19 protein-coding genes are annotated in these 23,943 nt (G+C 53.3%); 2 read left to right on the top strand and 17 right to left on the bottom strand.

The features are described from left to right. Positions 1-181 precede the first annotated feature (181 nt). The 17 genes from accA to rpsB form a co-directional block, all read right to left on the bottom strand. A complete protein-coding gene (gene accA, locus AAYN39_RS03410) occupies positions 182-1,141 on the bottom strand; it encodes an acetyl-CoA carboxylase carboxyl transferase subunit alpha (protein ID WP_000055753.1) in 960 nt (319 codons plus the stop codon). A gap of 12 nt (positions 1,142-1,153) precedes the next feature. Then, on the bottom strand, positions 1,154-4,636 hold the full coding sequence (gene dnaE, locus AAYN39_RS03415) for a DNA polymerase III subunit alpha (protein WP_001294828.1): 3,483 nt from the start codon (positions 4,634-4,636) through the stop codon (positions 1,154-1,156). A gap of 23 nt (positions 4,637-4,659) precedes the next feature. After that, the gene (gene rnhB / locus AAYN39_RS03420; protein WP_000569412.1) at positions 4,660-5,256 is read right to left on the bottom strand and encodes a ribonuclease HII; all 597 of its coding nucleotides are present in this window, start codon (positions 5,254-5,256) and stop codon (positions 4,660-4,662) included. Then, on the bottom strand, positions 5,253-6,401 hold the full coding sequence (lpxB, locus tag AAYN39_RS03425; protein ID WP_000741216.1) for a lipid-A-disaccharide synthase: 1,149 nt from the start codon (positions 6,399-6,401) through the stop codon (positions 5,253-5,255). The genes rnhB and lpxB overlap by 4 nt, the downstream gene beginning before the upstream one ends. Further along, entirely contained in the window at positions 6,401-7,189 is a 789-nt protein-coding gene (gene lpxA, locus AAYN39_RS03430) for an acyl-ACP--UDP-N-acetylglucosamine O-acyltransferase (RefSeq protein WP_000566033.1), read from the bottom strand. Before lpxA ends, lpxB begins: the two co-directional genes overlap by 1 nt. A 3-nt stretch (positions 7,190-7,192) precedes the next feature. Continuing rightward, the gene (fabZ, locus tag AAYN39_RS03435; protein WP_000210741.1) at positions 7,193-7,648 is read right to left on the bottom strand and encodes a 3-hydroxyacyl-ACP dehydratase FabZ; all 456 of its coding nucleotides are present in this window, start codon (positions 7,646-7,648) and stop codon (positions 7,193-7,195) included. Between the two features lie 105 nt (positions 7,649-7,753). Continuing rightward, a complete protein-coding gene (gene lpxD / locus AAYN39_RS03440; protein ID WP_001139265.1) occupies positions 7,754-8,779 on the bottom strand; it encodes a UDP-3-O-(3-hydroxymyristoyl)glucosamine N-acyltransferase in 1,026 nt (341 codons plus the stop codon). Between the two features lie 3 nt (positions 8,780-8,782). Next, positions 8,783-9,268 carry a molecular chaperone Skp gene (skp, locus tag AAYN39_RS03445; RefSeq protein ID WP_000758966.1) on the bottom strand — a complete coding sequence of 162 codons (486 nt, stop codon included), beginning with the start codon at positions 9,266-9,268 and terminating at the stop codon, positions 8,783-8,785. A gap of 122 nt (positions 9,269-9,390) precedes the next feature. Then, the gene (gene bamA / locus AAYN39_RS03450) at positions 9,391-11,802 is read right to left on the bottom strand and encodes an outer membrane protein assembly factor BamA (RefSeq protein ID WP_001240921.1); all 2,412 of its coding nucleotides are present in this window, start codon (positions 11,800-11,802) and stop codon (positions 9,391-9,393) included. A gap of 31 nt (positions 11,803-11,833) precedes the next feature. Then, positions 11,834-13,186 (bottom strand): sigma E protease regulator RseP, encoded by a 1,353-nt coding sequence (rseP, locus tag AAYN39_RS03455; RefSeq protein WP_000949016.1) that lies wholly within the window; start codon positions 13,184-13,186, stop codon positions 11,834-11,836. 11 nt (positions 13,187-13,197) lie between these two features. After that, a complete protein-coding gene (gene cdsA, locus AAYN39_RS03460; RefSeq protein WP_000922422.1) occupies positions 13,198-14,055 on the bottom strand; it encodes a phosphatidate cytidylyltransferase in 858 nt (285 codons plus the stop codon). Between the two features lie 12 nt (positions 14,056-14,067). Continuing rightward, the gene (gene ispU / locus AAYN39_RS03465) at positions 14,068-14,826 is read right to left on the bottom strand and encodes a (2E,6E)-farnesyl-diphosphate-specific ditrans,polycis-undecaprenyl-diphosphate synthase (protein ID WP_000947409.1); all 759 of its coding nucleotides are present in this window, start codon (positions 14,824-14,826) and stop codon (positions 14,068-14,070) included. A gap of 312 nt (positions 14,827-15,138) precedes the next feature. After that, positions 15,139-16,335 (bottom strand): 1-deoxy-D-xylulose-5-phosphate reductoisomerase, encoded by a 1,197-nt coding sequence (ispC, locus tag AAYN39_RS03470; RefSeq protein ID WP_000811892.1) that lies wholly within the window; start codon positions 16,333-16,335, stop codon positions 15,139-15,141. Between the two features lie 141 nt (positions 16,336-16,476). Further along, positions 16,477-17,034, bottom strand: a complete 558-nt coding sequence (frr, locus tag AAYN39_RS03475; protein ID WP_000622423.1) for a ribosome recycling factor — start codon at positions 17,032-17,034, stop codon at positions 16,477-16,479. Between the two features lie 146 nt (positions 17,035-17,180). Next, positions 17,181-17,906 carry a UMP kinase gene (pyrH, locus tag AAYN39_RS03480; protein WP_000224567.1) on the bottom strand — a complete coding sequence of 242 codons (726 nt, stop codon included), beginning with the start codon at positions 17,904-17,906 and terminating at the stop codon, positions 17,181-17,183. A 144-nt stretch (positions 17,907-18,050) separates the two neighbouring features. Beyond that, positions 18,051-18,902, bottom strand: coding sequence for a translation elongation factor Ts (gene tsf / locus AAYN39_RS03485; RefSeq protein ID WP_000808106.1), 852 nt, complete (start codon positions 18,900-18,902; stop codon positions 18,051-18,053). A 257-nt stretch (positions 18,903-19,159) separates the two neighbouring features. Next, the gene (gene rpsB / locus AAYN39_RS03490) at positions 19,160-19,885 is read right to left on the bottom strand and encodes a 30S ribosomal protein S2 (RefSeq protein ID WP_000246886.1); all 726 of its coding nucleotides are present in this window, start codon (positions 19,883-19,885) and stop codon (positions 19,160-19,162) included. Between the two features lie 449 nt (positions 19,886-20,334). On the opposite strand from rpsB, the gene map reads away from it, so the two are divergent. Further along, complete coding sequence (gene map, locus AAYN39_RS03495; protein ID WP_001018214.1) at positions 20,335-21,129, top strand: type I methionyl aminopeptidase; 795 nt, start codon at positions 20,335-20,337, stop codon at positions 21,127-21,129. A gap of 112 nt (positions 21,130-21,241) precedes the next feature. Next, positions 21,242-23,914, top strand: coding sequence for a bifunctional uridylyltransferase/uridylyl-removing protein GlnD (glnD, locus tag AAYN39_RS03500; protein ID WP_001094518.1), 2,673 nt, complete (start codon positions 21,242-21,244; stop codon positions 23,912-23,914). Positions 23,915-23,943 lie beyond the last annotated feature (29 nt).

Consider the following 23,943-nt stretch of genomic DNA (forward strand, 5'->3'; position numbering starts at 1 on the left):
TTTTGATTTCTTGTTGAACTTTTGCAGTTGCCAGACCGCAAGATGTTTTAACAAATCAAAAGGGGTTTTAATAACTGGCTTAAAGCTGAAAGCTTTCCGGAACCCCCAGCCTAGCTGGGGTTTTCCATAGACAAAAAAGAGGCCGGATTATCCGGCCTCCTGGGAGAAATGAGGTAAATGATTAGGCGTAACCGTAGCTCATCAAACGCTGGTAACGACGGTTTTTTAAATCATCGGTGCTTAACACATCGAGATCGGCTAAATCTTCCAGCAGCTGCGCTTTTAGCGACGCCGCCATCGCTTCCGGATTACGGTGCGCGCCGCCCAGCGGCTCCGGAATGATGGAATCGATTAGCTTCAGCTCTTTCAGACGCGGCGCGATGATGCCCATCGCTTCAGCAGCCAATGGCGCTTTGTCGGCGCTCTTCCACAAAATAGAGGCGCAACCTTCCGGGGAGATAACGGAATAGGTGCTGTATTGCAGCATATTCACTTTATCACCCACGCCAATCGCCAATGCGCCGCCGGAGCCGCCTTCGCCAATCACGGTGCAGATGACCGGTACGTTCAGACGAGACATCTCACGCAGGTTGCGGGCGATAGCTTCAGACTGACCACGCTCTTCCGCGCCCACGCCAGGGTAAGCGCCCGGGGTGTCGATGAAGGTGATAATCGGCATGTTGAAGCGTTCAGCCATTTCCATCAGGCGCAGCGCTTTGCGGTAGCCTTCCGGCGCTGGCATGCCAAAGTTACGACGAATTTTTTCTTTGGTTTCACGACCTTTCTGATGACCAATGATCATCACCGGTCGCCCTTCCAGACGCGCGATACCGCCGACGATGGCTTTGTCATCAGCATAGGCGCGATCGCCCGCCAGCTCATCAAACTCATCAAACGCCAGACGGACATAATCCAAGGTGTACGGACGCTGCGGATGGCGCGCCAGTTGGGCTACCTGCCATGCGCCGAGATCGGCGAAGATTTTGCGCGTCAGTTCTACGCTTTTTTCGCGCAGGCGATGGACTTCTTCATCGATATTAATATCCAGTTTCTCATCCTGGCGGCTTACCGCAGTCAGAGAATCGATTTTCGCTTCCAGCTCTGCTATCGGCTGTTCAAAATCAAGGAAATTCAGACTCATAGTATTCCTGTATTAGTCAAACTCCAGTTCCACCTGCTCCGAACCAATGAGGCCACGCAGATCGTTAAGTAAACGATCGCTCGGAGAGACACGCCACGTTGCGCCAAAACGCAGCCGCGCACGCGCATCCGCCCTCTGATAGTAGAGATGTACTGGAATGGTCCCCGAGCGGTGGGGTTCCAGAGACTGACGGAGTCGGTTTAAAAGCTGGTCATCAATTTGCCTGTCCGTCAGCGAGATAGCAAGCCCGCGAGCGTATTTTTCGCGAGCTTCGTCAATATCCATCACTTCGCGGGCGGTCATTTTAAGCCCCCCGCTGAAGTCATCAAAGCTGACCTGTCCGCTGACGATAAGTATGCGGTCTTTTTCCAGCAACTGCTGGTATTTATCCAGCGCGTCGGTAAATAACATCACTTCCAGACGCCCGGAACGGTCATCCAGCGTACAGATGCCGATACGATTGCCGCGCTTGGTGACCATAACCCTTGCGGCAATCACGAGCCCCGCAGCCGTGGTGACTTTACCACGTTCTGTCGGATGCATGTCTTTGAGCCTTACCCCGCCGACATAGCGCTCAATTTCTTTTAAATACTGATTGATAGGGTGGCCCGTCAGGTACAGCCCCAACGTTTCACGTTCCCCATCTAACACCACCTGCTCCGGCCACGGCTGGCAGCTGGCATAGGATTGTTCGATTTGCTCCGGCTCTTCCGCCAGTACGCCGAACATATCCGCCTGACCGATAGCTTCCGCTTTGGCGTGCTGGTCGGCGGCTTTCAGCGCATCGCCCAATGAGTTCATCAGCGCGGCGCGGTGCGGCCCCAGGCGGTCGAACGCCCCGGACATGATCAGCTTTTCCAGCACCCGGCGGTTGAGCTTTTTGGTGTCGGTCCGCGCGCACAGATCAAACAGTTCGCGGAAATAGCCGCCCTGATTACGCGCGTCGATGATCGCTTCGATCGGCCCTTCGCCGACGCCTTTGATCGCGCCGATGCCGTAGACGATCTCGCCCTCATCATTAACGTGGAAATGGTACAATCCGGAGTTAATATCCGGCGGCAGAATTTTCAGTCCCATCCGCCAGCACTCGTCTACCAGGCCGACGACCTTCTCGGTGTTGTCCATATCGGCAGTCATCACCGCCGCCATAAATTCAGCCGGATAGTGCGCCTTTAGCCATAGCGTCTGATAAGAAACCAGCGCATAAGCGGCGGAGTGCGATTTGTTAAACCCGTAACCGGCGAATTTCTCCACCAGGTCAAAGATTTTCATCGCCAGTTCGCCGTCGATACCGTTCTTTTTCGCGCCCTCTTCAAAAACGGAACGCTGTTTGGCCATCTCCTCCGGCTTTTTCTTACCCATCGCACGACGCAGCATATCCGCGCCACCGAGAGTATACCCGGAAAGTACCTGGGCAATCTGCATCACCTGTTCCTGATACAGAATGATGCCGTAGGTCGGCTCCAGTACCGGCTTCAGGCTTTCATGCTGCCACTGAACGTCCGGGTAAGAGAGTTCTTCACGACCGTGCTTACGATCGATAAAGTTATCTACCATCCCTGACTGCAACGGGCCGGGACGGAACAGGGCCACCAGCGCGATCATATCTTCAAAGCAGTCAGGTTGCAGACGCTTGATCAGGTCTTTCATACCGCGCGATTCAAGCTGGAAGACCGCCGTGGTTTCCGAGCGTTGCAGCATGTCGAAGCTTTTTTTATCGTCCAGCGGAATGGCGGCGATATCCAGCGGTGGCTCGCCATTCTTCGCCCGCCGCTTGTTGATCATCTCCAGCGCCCAGTTGATGATAGTCAGCGTACGCAAACCGAGGAAGTCGAACTTCACCAGCCCGGCATATTCCACGTCGCTTTTATCAAACTGGGTAACCGGATGCTTGCCCTCTTCATCGCAGTACAGCGGCGCAAAGTCGGTAATTTTGGTCGGCGCGATGACCACGCCGCCAGCGTGCTTACCGGCGTTACGCGTGACGCCTTCGAGCTTACGCGCCATATCGATCAGCGCTCTGACCTCTTCATCCGCCTCGTAAATTTCCGGTAGTTGCGGTTCCGCTTCAAAGGCTTTTGCCAGCGTCATGCCCGGATCGGGCGGCACCAGCTTCGAGATACGATCGACAAAACCGTACGGATGCCCCAGCACGCGGCCCACATCGCGGATAACGGCTTTCGCCGCCATCGTACCGAAGGTGATAATCTGCGATACCGCATCACGCCCGTACATGTCTGCGACGTGCTCAATCACCTGGTCGCGTTTCTCCATACAGAAGTCAACGTCGAAGTCAGGCATCGAGACACGTTCCGGGTTCAGGAAACGTTCGAACAGCAGGTCAAATTCCAGCGGATCAAGGTCGGTAATTTTCAGCGCGTAGGCCACCAGCGAACCGGCCCCGGAACCACGTCCCGGCCCTACCGGCACGCCGTTATCTTTTGACCACTGGATAAACTCCATCACGATGAGGAAGTAGCCAGGGAACCCCATCTGGTTGATAACCTGTAGTTCAATATCCAGACGCTCGTCATATTCCGGGCGACGCTTTTTGCGCTCTTCTTCGTCCGGAAACAGGAAAGCCAGACGCTCTTCCAGCCCCTCTTTCGATTTTTTGACCAGATAATCTTCGGTGGTCATATCGCCGGTCGGGAACTGCGGCAGGAAATATTCACCCAGACGCACCGTTACGTTGCAGCGTTTGGCAATCTCCACCGTATTTTCCAGCGCCTCCGGAATATCGGAGAACAGCTCGCACATTTCTTCTTCACTGCGCATATACTGCTGCGGTGAATAATTGCGTGGACGTTTAGGATCGTCGAGCGTGAAACCGTCGTGAATCGCGACACGAATCTCATGGGCGTCAAAATCATCGCTTTCAAGGAAACGGACATCGTTTGTCGCGACAACCGGCAAACCACGTGCCTCAGCCAGCTCAACCGCAGCATGGAGATAGGTCTCTTCATCCTGTCTGCCGGTACGGATCAGTTCCAGGAAGTAGCGATCGGGAAAATGCGCTTCATAGAAAGCAACGCACTCCTCCACCAGCGCCTGGTTGCCGCGTAGCAGACAGCGGCCTACGTCGCCCATGCGCCCGCCGGAAAGCAGGATCAAACCTTCTTTAAGCTCTACCAGCCAGTCGCGCTCGATAATCGGGCCTGCCGCGCCGTAGCCGCGCTGATACGCTTTCGAGATCAGCAACGTCAGGTTCTGGTATCCCGTATTATTCGCCGCCAGTACCGTCAGATGAGTCAGCTCATCTCCCAGCAGTTCGTTGTGAACGTTAAAGTCCGCCCCGACGATGGGTTTAATGCCCGCGCCATGACCCGCTCCGTAGAACTTCACCAGACCGCAGAGGTTGGTAAAATCGGTGATCGCCAGCGCAGGCATACCTAATGAGGCCGCCTTTTTCACCAGCGGCCCGGTCTTCGCCAGCCCATCGATCATAGAGTAGTCGCTGTGCACCCGCAGGTGAACGAAACGTGGTTCAGACATCTTCAGATTTCTCGATACAAGAATCAGGACACAAGTCCCAGAGCGCGTTTAACAGGCGCAAAACTGCGTCGGTGGTGCGCCGTCGCGCCATACTGGGCCAACTTTTCCAGATGAAAAGCGGTTGGATAGCCTTTGTGCTGCGCAAAGCCATACTGAGGAAAAACGATATCCAGCGCCGCCATTTCTGCGTCGCGGGTGACTTTCGCCAGAATAGACGCCGCGCTAATCTCCGCCACGCGGCTGTCGCCTTTCACCACGGCCATTGACGGCACAGGCAGCTCCGGACAGCGATTGCCGTCGATCAGCACATATTCTGGCGCAATATGCAGACCAGCGACAGCGCGCTGCATGGCGAGCATGGTGGCGTGCAAAATATTCAGCTCATCAATTTCATGCGCTTCCGCGCGTCCCAGACTCCAGCTTAACGCCTTTTCTTTAATCTCGTCATACAATGACAGACGACGCTTTTCAGACAATTTTTTGGAATCATTCAGACCGACGATCGGACGCGCCGGATCGAGGATCACGGCGGCGGTCACTACGGCGCCCACCAGCGGGCCACGGCCCACTTCATCCACACCCGCCACTAAATGGGTGTGTGGATAAACAAATTCGATCATTGTGCTAACTCCAGGACGGCATCTGCCGCCTGCTCATCGGCATTACAGCGGATCTGCTGATGCAATTCACGGAAGGTGTCGTGCATCGCATGGCTGGTTTTACCGTTCGCCAGTAGCGGCAACAGCGCTTCGGCGAGTTTTTGCGGTTCGCACTCTTCCTGCAACAGCTCTTTGACTAATTCTCTTCCCGCCAGCAGGTTAGGCAAAGACACATACTCCGTTTTCACCAGACGTTTCGCCAGCCAGAAAGTGAAGGGCTTCATACGATACCCCACTACCATCGGGCATTTTGCCAGCATACACTCCAGTGCCGCCGTGCCTGAGGCCAGCAACGCCGCGTCGCTGGCGATCATCGCCTCGCGCGCCATGCCGTCCAGCAAATGAACGGCGAGATCCGGCGCAACCTCCGCTTTAATTTTTTCAAACTGCTCGCGGCGTTTCGCGTTCACCAGCGGCACTACCACTTCCAGATCGGGATAGCGCTGTCGCAGCAATTGTGCGGTTTTCAGGAAGTCGGCGCTGAGCATTTCCACTTCCGCGCCACGGCTGCCTGGCAGTAGCGCCAGACAATGGGCGTCATGCGGGATACCCAGCACGTCGCGCGCCGCATTTTTATCCGGGTCCAGCGGCATGGCATCCGCCATGGTGTGACCGATAAAGCGGCACGGGACGTTAAATTTATCGTAAAACGCTTTTTCGAAAGGCAGAAAAGCCAACACCATATGGGTGGATCTGCCTATTTTGAAAACGCGTTTCTGTCGCCAGGCCCAAACGGACGGGCTGACATAATGAATGGTCTTAATCCCTTGTTTTTTCAGATTACCTTCGAGGGTAATATTGAAATCAGGGGCATCAATCCCGACAAAGACATCGGGCTTGAGTTCGGTAAAACGGCGGGTCAGATCGGCGCGGATATGCAACAAACGGCGTAAACGTCCGAGCACTTCAACAATGCCCATGACCGCCAGCTCTTCCATCTCGTACCAGGCTTCACACCCTTCGGCCTGCATACGCGGCCCCGCAACGCCCACAAAACGGGCGTTGGGTACGCGCGCTTTCAGCGCACGAATTAAGCCTGCGCCAAGAATATCGCCGGACGTTTCACCGGCGACCAGGGCAATCGTTAAAGGACGCTGTGCCGCCATTAACGAATCGGACCGCGCGTTGAACGCTCAAAGAACTCGGTAAACGCCTTCACTTCCGGATGCTTTTCAGCAAGTTCAGCGATTTCCAGCTTCGCTTCGTCGAGCGTTTTACCACTGCGGTACAACAGTTTGTAGGCATTACGAATCGCCACCAGCCCTTCACGGCTAAAGCCGCGACGCTTCAGCCCTTCGATATTTACCCCGAACGGCGTCGCATGGTTACCCTGCGCAATCACATACGGAGGGACATCCTGCGCCACGCCGGAGCAGCCGCCGACCATCACATGCGCACCGATAATGCAGAATTGATGAACTGCCGTCATACCGCCGATGATCGCAAAATCATCGACTGATACGTGCCCCGCCAGCGTGGCGTTGTTGGCGAGGATACAGCGATTACCTACCGTACAATCATGTGCGACATGCGCATTGATCATCAGCAGGTTATCGCTACCCACCTTCGTCAACCCACCGCCCTGCACTGTACCACGATGAATGGTGACGCTTTCGCGGATGCGGTTACGATCGCCAATTTCCACACGGGTTGGCTCACCCGCATATTTCAGATCCTGGTTCACTTCACCGATGGAGGCAAACTGATAAATCTCGTTGTCGCGGCCGATTTTGGTTTGACCATTTACGACCACATGAGACTTCAGTACGGTTCCCTCACCAATTTCGACCTGCGGCCCAACAATACAAAAGGGACCAATGTGGGCATTAGCGCCAATTACAGCGCCGTCTTCCACAATGGCGGTAGGATGAATAAAGACGGATTTATCAATCACGAATCAGGCCTCCCGGCTACGAGCACACATCATGGTTGCTTCGCACACAACTTTACCGTCGACCAGCGCAACCCCTTTAAAGCGGGTCAGGCCACGGCGCGTTTTCTCGAAAGTGACTTCCATGATCATCTGATCGCCTGGCACCACCGGACGCTTAAAGCGCGCTTCATCAATACCCGCGAAATAATACAGTTCGCCAGGTTCCAGTTTACCAACGCTTTTAAACGCCAGAATACCGGTTGCCTGCGCCATCGCTTCCAGAATCAGCACGCCTGGCAAAATCGGTTTGCCCGGGAAATGCCCCTGGAAAAACGGCTCGTTGACGGAGACATTTTTCACCGCACGCAGAAAACGACCTTCTTCAAAGTCCAGCACGCGATCGACCAGTAAAAACGGAAAACGGTGCGGCAGAAGCTCTAAAATCTCTTCAATCTGCAGAGTATGAGTGTTAGTAGTCAAAATACTCTTCCTGTCCAAATATACAAAAAGGCAATAATAACACGGCCTGCCGCAATCGTATGAATGTGACAGGCCGGAAAAGAATGGCAACTACAAGGCGGAACGTTAGTCTTGTTGATTAACCTTGCGCTCAATCGCTTTGAGACGCTTGCTCATATCATCAATGTTCATCACCAGTGCAGCAGTTTTACGCCATACTTTGTTGGGTTGCAGCGGAATGCCTGAGGAGTAGACGCCCGGTTCCGTGATGGGACGCATCACCATACCCATGCCAGTTACCGTGACTTTGTCGCATATTTCCATATGCCCATTGATCACGCTGGCGCCGCCAATCATGCAGTAACGGCCAATCTTCAGGCTACCCGCCATAATGACGCCACCGGCAACTGCCGTATTGTCGCCAATCACGACGTTATGTGCAATCTGGCACTGATTATCAATAATCACGCCATTGCCAATAACAGTATCATCCAACGCGCCACGGTCAATGGTGGTACAAGCGCCGATCTCGACACGATCGCCAATAATGACCCGGCCCAGTTGTGGGATCTTCACCCAGTTGCCACGATCGTTAGCGTAGCCAAAACCGTCCGCGCCGATCACCGTACTGGACTGGATCAGGCAATTCTCACCGATCTGAATGTCGTGGTAAATCGTTACGTTCGCCCACAAGCGTGAACCCGCCCCGATTTTGCTATTTTTTCCGACGAAACAGCCTGCGCCGATAACCACGTTATCGCCCAGTTGTACGCCAGATTCAATCACCGCATTCGCGCCGACTGAAACATTGCTACCCAGCGTTGCCGTCGCATCAATCACGGCGCTTGGCGCGATATTCTGCGCGGGTTGCGGCGTAGTATCTAAAATTTGCGCCATGCGCGCGTAGGTCAGGTAGGGATTTTTAACTACCAGCGCCGCGCTCTTGGCAAAAGGAAGATCGTCCTGCGTCATGACAACCGCAGAAGCCTGGCATAAACCTAAGTGTTCACGGTACTTAGGATTTACCATAAACGTAATGTGGCCTGTTGTTGCAGATTGCATGGACGCAACGCCGGTGATGACGATATCGCCATCACCGTGTAATTCTGCATCCAACTGTTCTGCTAAGTCAGCCAGTCGAATTGAAGGCATTACTTATTTAACCTGTTTCAGTACGTCAGCGGTGATGTCTTTCACATCGCTGCTGTTGTAAGCAACGGTGTTTGCGTCTACCACCAGATCGATACTCTGGTCGTTAGCCACTTTTTTCACCGCAGTCTGGATACGAGTCACCAGTTTGTTGCGTTCTTCGTTGGAACGACGAGCGCGATCTTTCTCAAAAGCCTGCGCTTTTTGTGCGAAAGTCTGGCGCTGAGACATCACGTCTTTTTCCAGCTTAGTACGATCGCTACCTGCTTTCATGGATTGCAGACGCTGCATTTTAGATTGCAGATCGGTTTCCATTTTTTGCAGTTCAGCCGCACGGCCTTTAAATTCGTTTTCCAGTGTATTGGATACACCCGTCTTCTGCGCAACCTGTTGGAACAGATTACCCATGTTGACGATTGCAATTTTGTCAGCAGCCTGTGCGGACGTAACCATCGCCAAACCAAGACCTGCAGCTAATAACCACTTTTTCACAATAAACTCCTTACCATCCCATTTGCACCCGAAGGTACAGCTCTTTGCGTGGCCTGGCGATCCCTGGGGGCATCGCCAAAAGTCATCGCTACACTACCAATGCATTCCTTTGCAGTGAACAATTACCAGGTTTTACCAATGTTAAACTGGAACTGCTCGGCTTTGTCTCCATCGTACTTTTTAAACGGCTGGGCGTAGGAGAAGACCAACGGCCCCAATGGGGACATCCATTGTAATGCGATACCCGCGGACATACGGATGTTGCCTGGATCGCTGTAATCCGGTACATCTGACGGCGCAGATGACGGATCCCAGTTCGTATCCCAAACGGTACCCATATCCCAGAAGAAGGAGGTACGAACCGAGTTGGCATACTTTTCGCTGATGAACGGCGTCGGGGTAATAAATTCCAGGCTGGCGACAGCCATGGCATTACCACCTACCGCATCATCTGATTTACAGCCTGATTCCTGAGTACAGTCTTCGTAATCATCATCATCGTCCCAACTAGTGTGGGCGCCATTTTTATAGACCGCTTTCGGGCCGATAGTATTCGACTGGAAACCACGCACGGTACTGGAACCACCGGCATAGAAGTTCTCATAGAACGGCATTTCCTTGCCGCCTAAACCATCGCCGTAACCCCAACGAGTACGCCCCAGAACCACCCACTTGTGGTCGTTATCAATAGGCACATAGGTCGCGGTATCCAGCGACACTTTGTAGTATTCGTTGTCGGAACCTGGAATCGTCACCTTACCCGTCAGGTTGACTCGCGAGCCGTCCGTCGGGAAATAACCACGGTCAAGCTTGTTATAGGTCCAGCCGTAGTTAAAGGTGAAGTCGTCAGCGGCAAAATCGCTGGCATCAGGGTCGCCCATCGATTCAAGATAACGATCCATCGCGATCTGCGGCTGCATGTTGGACAGTTTGTTATGGACATAGCCCAGACCAGCACGCAACGTGTTGTACTCGTTGATGGGGAAGCCAAGCGTCACATCCGTACCGTAACTCTTGTTGGTATAGTCGGACAGGTCGGCATCATCCGCTTCAAAGTCGTTATAGAAGATACGACCACCGAGGCTCACGCCGTCAACGGTAAAGTATGGGTTAGTAACGGACAGTTCGCTGTAGGTCTGGTAGTCATTTTTGGTACCGTTAATCCCCACGGAATAACCGGTACCTAACCAGTTGTCCTGCTGAACGCCGGCCTGGAAGCTCACGCCGCTTTCTGTACCGTAACCGATACCGAAGTTGAAGCTACCGGTGTTACGCTCTTTCACCTTGTACACCACATCAACCTGATCCGGGCTCCCCGGAACGCGCTGCGTGTCGGTGTCGACGGTTTCAAAGAAGCCGAGACGGTTCAGACGCTCTTTCCCCTGGTCAACCAGGTCGCTGCCCAGCCACGCCCCTTCCATCTGGCGCATTTCACGGCGCAGAACGGAATCTTTTGAGGTATCGTTGCCTTCAAAGCGGATCTTACGCACGTAGAAACGGTTGCCCGCATCGACGTTCACGCGCAGTTTTACGGTTTTGTCAGCATCGTTAATTTCAGGCTGTGACTGCACGCGCGGATAGGCGTAACCATAGCGACCCAGAAGCTTTTTGATGTCATCTTCCATTTTGGTCACTTTGGTGCCGTTATAGAGCTCGCCCGGTTCAATTTTCGTCAGTTTCTCAATTTCAGCGGAATGTCCGGCCAGGTTACCGCTCACCTGAACCCCGGAAAGCTTGTACTGATCGCCTTCGGTGATATTGACGGTGATGTAGATCCCTTTCTTATCCGGCGTCAGACTCACTTGCGTGGAGTCAATATTGAAACGCGCGTAGCCGCGATCCAGATAGTAGCTGCGCAAGGTTTCAAGGTCGCCCGCCAGCTTCTGTTTCTGGTATTTACGATCGCCGACGACGTTCCACCACGGCACTTCGTCACGCAACTGGAAATGAGAAATGAGTTCTTCGGTGCTAAAGGCATGGTTACCGACGATGTTGATCTGTTGGATCTTCGCCGATACGCCCTCCTGGAACACCAGTTTAAGATCAACACGGTTGCGCGGTAGCGGCGTGACGACCGCCTTAACGCTGGCGCTGTATTTACCTACGCTATAGTAAAAGTCTTCCAGACCTTTTTCGATATCAGACAGCGTGGTGCGATCCAGAGACTCGCCAACACGTACGCCAGACGCTTCGAGGTTTTGCTTGAGCATGTCATCTTTCACCGACTTGTTCCCGGAGAAAGTGATGCTGGCAATGGTCGGACGTTCTTTTACCTGAACCAGAAGGGTATTACCATCGCGCAGGACGCGGACGTCCTCAAAGTTGCCGGTGGCGAACAGAGCGCGAATGGTGTTACTGATATCTTCATCATTAACCGTGTCGCCTGTGCGCACCGGCATACTGAGGAGAGCCGCACCAACGGCGACTCGCTGCAGGCCTTCGAAATGAATGTCCTTCACTACGAACCCTTCAGCACCGTATACGGTGGCGCTGCTGAACAGCAGCGACGCTATGAGCAACTTTTTCATCGCCATCGTTATTATGCGTTCTTCCTAACTAACTCTCTTACAACCGAGAGAAATCATTGAAAAGTGCAAGCCCCATTAACAACACCAGCAAAATCGAGCCAATGCGATAACTAAAGTCTTGAACCCGCTCGGATACCGGCCCGCCCTTAAGCTTTTCAATCGCCAGGAACAGCAGATGACCCCCGTCAAGAACGGGCAGCGGAAACAGGTTAATTATCCCTAAGTTCACGCTGATTAGCGCAAGGAACATCAGGTAATAAATCACCCCGAACTCCGCTGACATCCCAGCCCCCTGAGCGATAGAAATCGGCCCACTGAGGTTGTTCAGTTTCACATCACCGGTTATCAATTTACCCAGCATATTGACCGTCAGCTTCATCAACTGCCACGTCTTATCCGTGGCTTCGAGGATGGCGCTAAAAGGCCCATACTGGCGTATAGTCTTGTACTCTTCCGGCAGAGGAATAATTTTAGGCACCACGCCTGCAAACCCTTCCGCCTTTCCGTTAACCGATTTCGTATCCGGCGTTAACGTCAACGACAAGGCGCTCCCCTGCCTTTCAATCTCTAACGCTAACGGCTTACCGGGATTATCACGTACAAACGTCACGAATTTCATCCACTGCGTTAACGGCTGACCATCGACTTTAACGATCCTGTCGCCTGCTTGCAAACCCGCTTTACTGGCTGCGGAATTCGCCTGCACTTCTGACAGTACCGGTTCAATCTGTGGCCCGCGGGGCCGAATCCCTAAAGAAGATACAGGATCTTGCTTATCAGGCTCAAATGCCCAGTGACGTAAATCAAGCGTTTTGTCCTGCCGCTGGTCGCTGCCAAACGGCGCGACGCTCACCGTCGTCTGCTGATCGCCAATTTTGGACACCAGTTGTAAACGCACGGCATCCCAATCAGGGGTTTCGATACCATCAACGGCTTTAAGTTCCGTACCAGGCGCAATTTGCGCCTGCGCAGCAATCGAGTTGGGCGTTATTTCGCCAATGACCGGACGAACGCCAGGGACGCCGATGATAAAGACCAGCCAGTAAGCAAAGATAGCAAAAATGAAGTTCGCAACCGGACCTGCGGCAATAATTGCGGCGCGCTGGCCCACCGTTTTGTTATTGAAGGCGTGACGACGCAATTCCGGCGCTACCGGTTCGGCGCGCTCATCCAGCATTTTGACGTAGCCGCCCAGCGGGATCAGGGCGATGACATACTCGGTGCCGTACCGATCGGTACGACGCCAGAGCGCTTTGCCAAAACCGATGGAAAAGCGCTCAACTCGCACACCGCAGCGCCGGGCAACCCAGAAATGACCAAATTCATGCACAGTGATCAGCACGCCCAGTGCGATGATGAATGCAGCCAGATTCCAGAGAATACTCAGCATAAAACCTTCCGTTAGAGCGTCCTGAACACCAGTAACAACAGGCAAGCAAAGACCGGTACGGCAGCCGTCAGACTGTCAATTCGGTCCAGAATGCCGCCATGGCCTGGGATCAAGTGGCCGCTATCCTTAATTCCTGCTTCGCGCTTAAACATACTCTCGGTGAGGTCGCCCAGTACAGAAGCCAGAGCCGCCACCACAGAGCAAATCAGCAAGATAACAGGCGCAACATTCAGATTCGCCCACATACCGTAACCCCATGAGATCACGGCAGCCGTAGCAAGCCCGCCGATAAACCCTTGCCAGGTTTTACCCGGGGAAACCTTCGGCGCCAGCTTATGTTTGCCAAACAATTTACCAAACATATACGCGCCAGAGTCCGCTCCCCAGACCAGGATCATGACATAGAGTAACCATATTGCGCCACTGTAATGATTCTCGTCATAGTGCCAGGCGCGCAGCGCCAGCATGCCCCAGAAAAATGGCACAATAGTTAACAAACCGAAAATGAGACGCAATGTTTTTGAGTTGCGCCAGATTGCCGCCGAACCGGGATAAAATAGCACCAGCAGTAGCGCGACAACCCACCATCCTAACGATGCCCAAAGCGACATCTCAACCAGCGGTTGACGAATGTTGTGATGATACTCAGGCAACAAAAATAACATCAGCGCCAATAACAGACCACACAGCACCGCCAGCCAAACCCGCTGTGAACGCGCGGCGAAACCGCTTAACTGCCCCCATTCCCACGCGGCCAGCATACAGACAACCAGCGTAATAATGGCGAACCCCACCGGCGGCAATAAAAAAAGCGCAGCGATGACCGCGGGTATTAACACAAAAGCAGAAATCAGGCGATACTTCAGCAAAAGCGACCCCCATCAGGCTTTGTCATCACCAGGCTCGGTACCGCCGAAACGACGCTCTCGATTAGCAAAGGCATGCAGCGCACCTTCAAAGTCTTGTTCATCGAAATCGGGCCAGAGAACATCCGTAAAGTAAAGTTCGGCATAGGCAATTTGCCAAAGCAAAAAGTTACTAATGCGATGCTCTCCCCCAGTCCTAATTACTAAATCCACAGGCGCCAGCTCATGCATACAGATTTGCTGGCCTAGTCTCTCTTCATCAATCTGATCGGGGCGCAGCACTCCAGCCTGCACCAGCTCCGCCAGTTGTCGGACTCCCTGGACAATATCCCAACGTCCGCCGTAATTCGCAGCGATATTCAACGTTAGCCCCGTATTATGGGCGGTAAGCGCTTCTGATTTGCGAATACGTTCTTGTAAACGTGAGTTAAATCGGCTGATATCGCCGATAATACGCAGGCGAACGTTATGGCGGTGCAGGCTTTTGACTTCGCTATCCAGCGCCCACACAAACAGCTCCATTAACGCGCTCACTTCCTGCGCTGGTCGGTTCCAGTTTTCACTACTAAAGGCATACAGCGTTAACGCATCAATACCGTTATTGGCAGCAAAAGAGACCGCTCGCCGGACGGACTTCGCCCCGGCTTTATGCCCAAAGGCCCGGATCTTCCCTTGCTTTTTCGCCCAGCGGCCATTGCCATCCATAATTATGGCAACATGACGGCAGCCATGTGCTGGCAAATTTTCGCTTACTGGTTGAGTTGCAGACAACATAACGCGTTTTTTGTCCCTGAAAGGATTTAGCGGTACTCAGGAATACTGAAGCCTTTATACACATTCTCTTCGGTTCGCTTCGCGAATGACTGCGCGTCATCGCCCCTGTCGTGCGCTGTCTGCGCACGCCGGGAACGTATCCGCCTGCCGTCCCGATGCGTCCTGAATGATTTTGTGTATCCACAAAAAAGCCGTGTAAAACCACGGCTAACCTGACCGAAAAAAGCCAAAAACCTGCGATCAGGTGGCGCAGACTATATCACCGAAGCCCAACGCTAACAAATAGCACGATCTTCTGTCGCGGGATAATCGTCAGCGTGAGAGCCGTATCACTTGTTTTCTGGCTACTTCACGCGCGATGGCGTCAACCTGCAATACGTCATCAACGCTTGCCGGTTCGTGTAAATCCATCCTCTCCAGCACCGCTAAATTGAGCCCGGCGATATCGGTAAAACGAATCTGTTGCGCCAGAAACGCGGCAACGGTGATTTCGTTTGCCGCATTGAGCGCCGTCGTTGCCGCCTGACCTTGCTCAAACGCCTCCATCGCCAGCTTCAGGCAAGGATAACGCTGATAATCTGGCGCGCTAAACGTCAGCGCGCTGAGTTTGCAAAAATCGAGCGGCTGCGCGCCGGACGTGACGCGATTCGGCCATGCCATCGTATGCGCAATAGGCGTACGCATGTCAGGTTCTCCAAGCTGCGCCAGGACGCTGCCGTCCTGATAACGCACCATCGAATGAATGACCGATTGCGGATGGATCAACACTTCCATCTGACGTGCGCTGGCATTAAATAACCAACGCGCTTCAATGTATTCCAGACCTTTATTCATCATGGTGGCGGAGTCGACGGAGATTTTTCGCCCCATCGACCAGTTCGGATGACGACATGCCTGATCCGGCGTCATCGCTGCCAGATCGCACATGGGCGTTTCACGAAACGGGCCACCAGACCCGGTAAGCAAAATCGACGTTACGCCATTTTGCTCAAGGTCAGCGTATCCCAGATTATGCTGAATAGATTGCGGCAAACTCTGAAAAATCGCGTTATGTTCGCTATCGACGGGTAAAAGCCGGGCGTTGCTGCGTTTCACTTCGTCCATAAACAGCCGCCCGCAGGTCACCAGCGATTCTTTATTCGCCAGCAGAATCGTCTTCCCTGCGCGGATCGCCGCCAAGGTCGGCAGTAAACCAGCCGCGCCCACAATGGCCGCCATCACATGCCCAACCTCATCAAGCGCCGCCATCTCACAGGCAGCCTGCTGACCGCTCAGAACCTCGGTGCGGCTGCCATGCTGCTGAAGCATTATTTTGAGCTGTTCTGCGCTCGACGTATCGTCCATCACGGCATAACGCGGCGAGAACTCCAGGCACTGCTCCGCCATGCGGGCGACATTTTTACCCGCCACCAGCGCGATAACGCGAAAGCTATCAGGATTATGGTGCACCACGTCCAGTGTGCTGCAACCAATAGAGCCGGTCGAGCCCAGAATGGTTAATTGCTTCATGAAACGTCCAGAAGTGTTGAAACGGAATAAAAAGCAAAACGCCGCACAGGAGACCTGATAATGTCTTCTGCGCGGCGCTTTGTACACCACTCATCCGCCAGGTTTAGCGGTGGAATGAGTTTATATCTGCGTACAGATCAATCAGAACTGCATCAGTTCTGCTTCTTTATCTGCCAACGCCGCATCCACTTTCTTAATTGCCGCGTCGGTCATTTTCTGTACTTCTTCCTGAGAGCGACGATCGTCATCTTCACTGATCGCTTTATCTTTCAGCAGAGCTTTTACTTTATCGTTCGCATCACGGCGGACGTTACGTACGGCGACACGCGCCTGCTCCGCTTCTCCACGGACAATTTTCGTCAGATCTTTACGACGTTCTTCGGTCAGCGGCGGCAGCGGAACGCGAATATCGGTGCCCGCAGAGCTTGGATTCAAACCGAGGTCTGACGCCATGATCGCTTTTTCAACGGCTGGCCCCATAGAACGGTCAAACACGTTAATTTTTAAGGTACGGGAGTCTTCTACCGTTACGCTTGCCAACTGGCGCAGCGGGGTCGGAGTGCCATAGTATTCTACGACAATACCATCCAGCAGGCTGGGAGAAGCACGACCCGTGCGCACTTTGCTGATTTGGGTTTTGAACGCTTCAACGCATTTTTCCATGCGTACTTCAGCATCTTTTCTGATATCGCTAATCACGTTACGAATCCTTGAAAACTAGTCTCAGTCAGACCAGACGGTCACACAATATAAAGATGTGCTAAGTATAGTCTCGTTTAATTTCTGCCAGGTAATAAGACCCGTCAATAGAACAGAATCTTACCCGTATTTGGCGCTCACGGGAATTATTCCGTGATTAACGTCCCTTCTTTTTCGCCCATCACCACACGACGCAGCGCGCCCGGTTTGTTCATGTTGAAAACACGAATCGGCAGTTTGTGGTCACGAGCCAGCGTGAACGCCGCCAGATCCATCACTTTCAGCTCTTTATCCAGCACTTCGCTGTAGGTCAGCTGATCGTACATGGTCGCGGAAGGATCTTTTGCCGGATCGGCAGTGAATACACCATCCACTTTGGTCGCTTTCAGTACGACATCCGCTTCAATTTCGATCCCGCGCAGACAGGCCGCAGAGTCGGTAGTGAAGAACGGGTTACCCGTACCTGCAGACAGAATCACAACACGGTTATTACGCAGCAGGCTAATAGCCTCGGCCCAACTGTAGTTGTCGCACACGCCGTTTAAAGGAATTGCCGACATCAGGCGGGCGTTCACATAGGCGCGGTGAAGCGCATCACGCATTGCCAGGCCGTTCATGACGGTGGCCAACATGCCCATGTGGTCGCCCACAACGCGGTTCATCCCCGCTTTTGCCAGACCCGCGCCACGGAACAGGTTACCACCGCCAATCACCACACCAACCTGAATACCCAGTTCAACCAGTTCTTTGATTTCCTGAGCCATACGATCCAGTATGCTTGCATCAATACCGAAGCCTTCCGTACCCTGCAGAGCTTCGCCGCTTAATTTAAGCAGAATGCGTTTATAGACGGGTTTTGCATTGGTAGCCATGTTTCTTTCCTGAGACTGTCAACGATTGATATGAGTTAATTCCGGCGACATTGTACGTCGCATTTCAGCGCAGACGCCAGGCGTCGGCTGATTTTACAAGAGAGGCGCAAAAAGAAGCCGCCCTCAGGCGGCTCCTCAGGAAAATCAGGACTGCTTAGACATCGCAGCAACTTCTGCTGCAAAGTCAGTCTCGACTTTCTCAATGCCTTCGCCCACTTCAAAGCGGATGAAGCCAGTCACGTCAGCGTTGTGCTCTTTCAGCAGTTGGCCAACAGATTTGCTCGGTTCCATGACGAAAGGCTGACCAGTCAGAGAAACTTCGCCGGTGAATTTCTTCATGCGGCCTTCAACCATTTTCTCTGCGATTTCTTTCGGCTTACCGGACTGCATCGCGATGTCCAGCTGTACCTGGTACTCTTTCTCTACCACGTCAGCAGACACGTCTTCCGGCTTAACGAATTCCGGCTTGCTTGCCGCAACGTGCATCGCCAGCTGCTTAACCAGCTCTTCGTCAGCGCCTTTAGCGGCAACCAGAACGCCGATGCGCGCACCGTGCTGGTAAGAACCCAGCACGTCGCCTTCCAGGGAAGCGACGCGACGAATGTTGATGTTCTCGCCGATTTTCGCAACCAGAGCAACGCGCTCTTCTTCGAACTGCGCTTTCAGGACTTCTACGTCAGTGATTTTGCCAGCAACAGCGGCGTCCAGCACTTTGTCAGCAAATGCTTGGAAGCCAGCATCTTTAGCCACGAAGTCAGTCTGGCAGTTAACTTCCAGAATGAAAGCGACGTTACCGTCGATTTTGGTTTTGATTACGCCGTCAGCAGCCACGTTGCCTGCTTTTTTCGCCGCTTTGATAGCGCCGGACTTACGCATGTTTTCGATTGCCAGCTCAATGTCGCCATTCGCTTCAGTCAGCGCTTTTTTGCAATCCATCATGCCTGCGCCGGTACGCTCACGCAGCTCTTTTACCAGGGATGCGGTAATTTCAGCCATTCTAAAATCCTCGAAAGATTTGATCTGCCCGGCATCAAACCGCACAGATATAAAAGTGAAAAAGGGGGCCATATACAGGCCCCCTAACCAAACGTGATACTACCTGGTCTATAAGGGCTCTCCCCTTCATATTTCGAGCCGCAGGCGCGTTGCCTTCACTCGCTCATCCCGGACACTTACTGATGTAAGCGCCCGGGAATTCTCGAGCTTGCCGCCTTCCTGCAACTCGAACTATTTTAGGGAGTTATCAAGCCTTATTACTCGGCTTCTACGAAGCTTTCTTCCGCCTGGGAAGCCAGATCCTGAGAACGGCCTTCACGAACGGTTGCAGCGACAGCGCCCAGGTACAGGCTAACAGCACGGATTGCGTCATCGTTACCCGGGATAACGAAGTCAACGCCGTCCGGATCAGAGTTGGTATCAACGATAGCAAATACCGGGATACCCAGGTTGTTCGCTTCTTTGATAGCAATGTGCTCGTGGTCAGCATCGATAACGAACAGAGCGTCCGGCAGACCGCCCATGTCTTTGATACCGCCCAGGCTGTTTTCCAGTTTCTCAAGCTCACGAGTACGCATCAGCGCTTCTTTCTTGGTCAGCTTTTCGAAAGTACCGTCCTGAGACTGAGTTTCCAGGTCTTTCAGACGTTTGATGGACTGACGAACTGTTTTCCAGTTAGTCAGCATACCGCCCAGCCAGCGATGGTTCACGAAGAACTGGTCGCAGCTGTTAGCAGCTTCTTTCACCGCTTCGCTTGCAGCGCGTTTAGTACCAACGAAAAGGATTTTACCTTTACGAGCAGAGATCTTGTTCAGTTCAGCCAGAGCTTCGTTGAACATCGGTACAGTTTTCTCAAGGTTGATGATGTGAACTTTGTTACGCGCGCCGAAGATGAAAGGCTTCATTTTCGGGTTCCAGTAACGGGTCTGGTGACCAAAGTGAACACCAGCCTTGAGCATGTCGCGCATGGAAACAGTTGCCATGATTTAAAACCTCTATAGATAAGTTGGGGTTATGCCTCCACGTATCCCATATTACCGACCCCAAAGGGCACCCCGGAATATGTGCCGATACGTGTGTGTTGTTACACAAAGTGAGATTTGTCGCTCCCGTCCATCGTGTGTAGTCTTCGAATGGATCGGAAGTCCGGCACGCTTTATACCACAAATACGCCACCGACACCAATAATTGTTGGCACTCAGTGCTGAATTGAACGATGAATTTCGTGTTACAGGCAGGCGGCAAATTTTTGCATCCCCGGGAGCTTACGGCCAGTAAGTGACTGGGGTGAAAAAATGTCGCCAACGCACCTGTGGCACGAAAGGCGAAGTTCAGAATGATTCTCAATTTGGCAGGGTACACCCCTGACTGATACCATTGTCAGCACTTACACAATTATTGCCGAAATCATCGGCACTGATGGACAGAATTCATGGCTATCTCTATCAAGACATCTGAAGACATCGAAAAAATGCGCGTCGCGGGCCGTCTGGCAGCCGAAGTGCTGGAAATGATCGAACCGTATATCAAACCGGGCGTCACCACCGGCGAACTGGACCGTATCTGTAACGATTACATCGTTAACGAACAACACGCGATCTCCGCCTGCCTCGGCTACCACGGCTATCCGAAATCCGTCTGTATCTCTATTAATGAAGTGGTGTGCCACGGCATTCCGGATGACGCTAAACATCTGAAAGATGGTGATATCGTCAACATCGACGTGACCGTGATTAAAGATGAATTCCACGGCGATACCTCAAAGATGTTTATCGTCGGCAAACCGACTATTCTGGGCGAGCGTCTGTGCCGCGTCACGCAAGAGAGCCTGTATCTGGGCATCAAAATGGTGAAACCGGGCATCCGCCTGCGCACCATTGGCGCCGCCATCCAGAAATATGCCGAAGGCGAAGGTTTCTCCGTGGTACGTGAATACTGCGGACACGGTATTGGTCGCGGCTTCCATGAAGAACCGCAGGTGCTGCATTATGATGCAGACGATGGTGGCGTCGTGTTGCAGCCTGGCATGACCTTTACCATTGAACCGATGCTGAATGCCGGGGATTACCGTATCCGCACCATGAAAGACGGCTGGACGGTAAAAACCAAAGACCGCAGCTTGTCTGCTCAGTACGAGCATACTATTGTGGTAACGGAAAACGGCTGTGAAATTCTGACGCTGCGTAAAGATGACACCATCCCGGCGATCATCACACACGACGAATAATGTTTTGCCTGATGGCGATGCCTTCGCATCTTATCAGGCCTACAAATTGTACTACTTCGTAGGCCGGATAAGGCGTTCACGCCACCATCCGGCTTTTTAATGGGTGGCGCATATGAATACTCTTCCTGAACAGCACGCGAATACCGCACTCCCCACCCTCCCTGACCAGCCGCAAAACCCTGGCGTCTGGCCGCGCGCTGAACTGACCGTCGCCGGTATCAAAGCCCGCATCGACATCTTTCAACACTGGCTGGGAGAGGCATTTGACAGCGGCATTTGTGCTGAACAGCTTATTGAAGCCCGAACCGAATTTATCGACCAGTTGTTGCAACGCCTGTGGATTGAGGCCGGTTTCGGTCAGATTGCCGATCTGGCGCTGGTCGCCGTCGGCGGCTATGGACGCGGCGAACTGCATCCGCTTTCCGATATTGATCTGCTCATTTTAAGCCGCAAAAAGCTGCCCGATGAACAGGCGCAAAAGGTCGGCGAGCTGCTGACTTTACTTTGGGACGTCAAGCTGGATGTCGGGCATAGCGTACGTACGCTGGAAGAGTGTCTGCTGGAAGGTCTGTCTGATTTAACCGTTGCAACAAACCTCATCGAAACGCGCCTGCTGATCGGTGATGTCGCTCTGTTTCTGGCACTACAAAAACATATTTTCAGCGAAGGTTTTTGGCCGTCCGACAAATTTTACGCCGCCAAAGTAGAAGAGCAGAACCAGCGCCACCAGCGCTATCACGGTACCAGCTATAATCTGGAGCCGGATATTAAAAGCAGCCCCGGCGGCCTGCGCGATATCCATACATTGCAGTGGGTCGCCCGACGTCACTTCGGCGCCACCTCGCTCGATGAGATGGTGGGATTCGGCTTTTTAACCCCGGCTGAGTGCGCGGAGCTCAACGAGTGCCTGCATATCCTGTGGCGCATTCGCTTTGCGCTACATCTGGTGGTCAGCCGCTACGATAACCGCCTGCTGTTCGACCGCCAGTTAAGCGTCGCTCAACGCCTTAACTACAGCGGCGAGGGCAATGATCCGGTTGAGCGGATGATGAAAGACTACTTCCGGGTTACGCGTCGGGTGAGCGAACTTAATCAGATGCTGCTTCAGCTATTTGACGAGGCGATTCTGGCGCTGCCTGCGGATGAAAAACCACGTCCTGTTGACGATGAGTTTCAACTGCGCGGCACGCTCATTGATCTGCGTGACGACACGCTGTTTATCCGCGAACCGCAAGCGATCCTGCGGATGTTTTATATGATGGTGCGCAATAGCGCGATCACCGGCATCTACTCTACGACGTTACGCCACTTGCGCCACGCCCGCCGCCACCTGAGCCAACCGCTGTGTTACATCCCGGAGGCGCGCACTCTGTTTCTGAGTATGCTACGCCATCCCGGCGCGGTCAGCCGCGGCCTGCTGCCCATGCATCGCCACAGCGTACTGTGGGCTTATATGCCGCAGTGGTCGCACATCGTCGGACAAATGCAGTTTGACCTGTTCCACGCATACACGGTGGATGAACACACCATCCGCGTAATGCTCAAACTGGAGAGCTTTGCGAAAGAAGAGACACGCCAGCGCCATCCGCTATGCGTCGATCTCTGGCCGCGGCTTCCCCATCCGGAACTGATCCTGATCGCCGCGCTGTTCCACGATATTGCGAAAGGACGCGGCGGCGACCATTCGGTACTGGGCGCGCAGGATGTACTCACCTTCGCCGAACTGCACGGTTTGAACTCACGCGAAACGCAACTGGTCGCCTGGCTGGTGCGCCAACACCTGCTAATGTCAGTCACCGCTCAGCGCCGCGACATCCAGGATCCGGAAGTCATCAAGCAGTTTGCCGAAGAGGTGCAAACCGAAACACGGCTGCGTTTTCTGGTCTGCCTGACCGTCGCGGACATCTGCGCGACCAACGAAACCTTGTGGAATAGCTGGAAACAGAGCCTGCTGCGCGAGCTGTACTTCGCCACTGAAAAACAGCTCAGGCGTGGAATGCAAAATACGCCGGATATGCGTGAGCGCGTGCGTCACCATCAGCTTCAGGCGCTGGCGCTGCTGCGAATGGACAATATTGATGAAGCCGCGCTGCACAAAATCTGGACCCGCTGTCGCGCTAACTATTTTGTTCGTCATAGTCCAAATCAGCTCGCCTGGCACGCACGCCATTTATTGCAGCACGATCTGAGCCAACCGTTAGTGTTGCTCAGTCCGCAAGCCACGCGCGGCGGAACCGAAATTTTTATCTGGAGTCCGGACAGACCCTATCTGTTTGCCGCCGTCTGCGCCGAGCTGGACAGGCGTAATTTAAGCGTCCATGACGCGCAGATCTTTACCACTCGCGACGGCATGGCAATGGATACGTTTATCGTTCTGGAACCAGACGGCAGCCCGCTGGCGGCAGATCGCCATGACGTTATTCGCACCGGTCTTGAACAGACCATTACGCAGCATAGCTGGCAGCCGCCGCAGCCGCGTCGGCAACCGGCAAAGTTACGGCACTTTACGGTCGAAACGGAAGTCAATTTTCTGCCCACCCATACCGACAGAAAATCATTCATGGAATTGATCGCGCTCGATCAACCTGGTCTGCTGGCCAGGGTCGGACAAATTTTTGCCGATCTGGGAATTTCGCTTCATGGTGCCCGAATTACAACCATTGGTGAACGAGTAGAAGATTTATTCATAATCGCCACAGCGGATCGGCGCGCACTTAATAATGTGCTGCAACTTGAGGTGCAACAACGGTTGACAGCGGCCCTCAATCCAAACGATAAAGGGTAGTGTGTTTATTTATATGAAAGAGTTTAACA

The organism is Salmonella sp. K21076, assembly GCF_039650795.1.
GTDB classification, from domain to species: domain Bacteria; phylum Pseudomonadota; class Gammaproteobacteria; order Enterobacterales; family Enterobacteriaceae; genus Salmonella; species Salmonella enterica.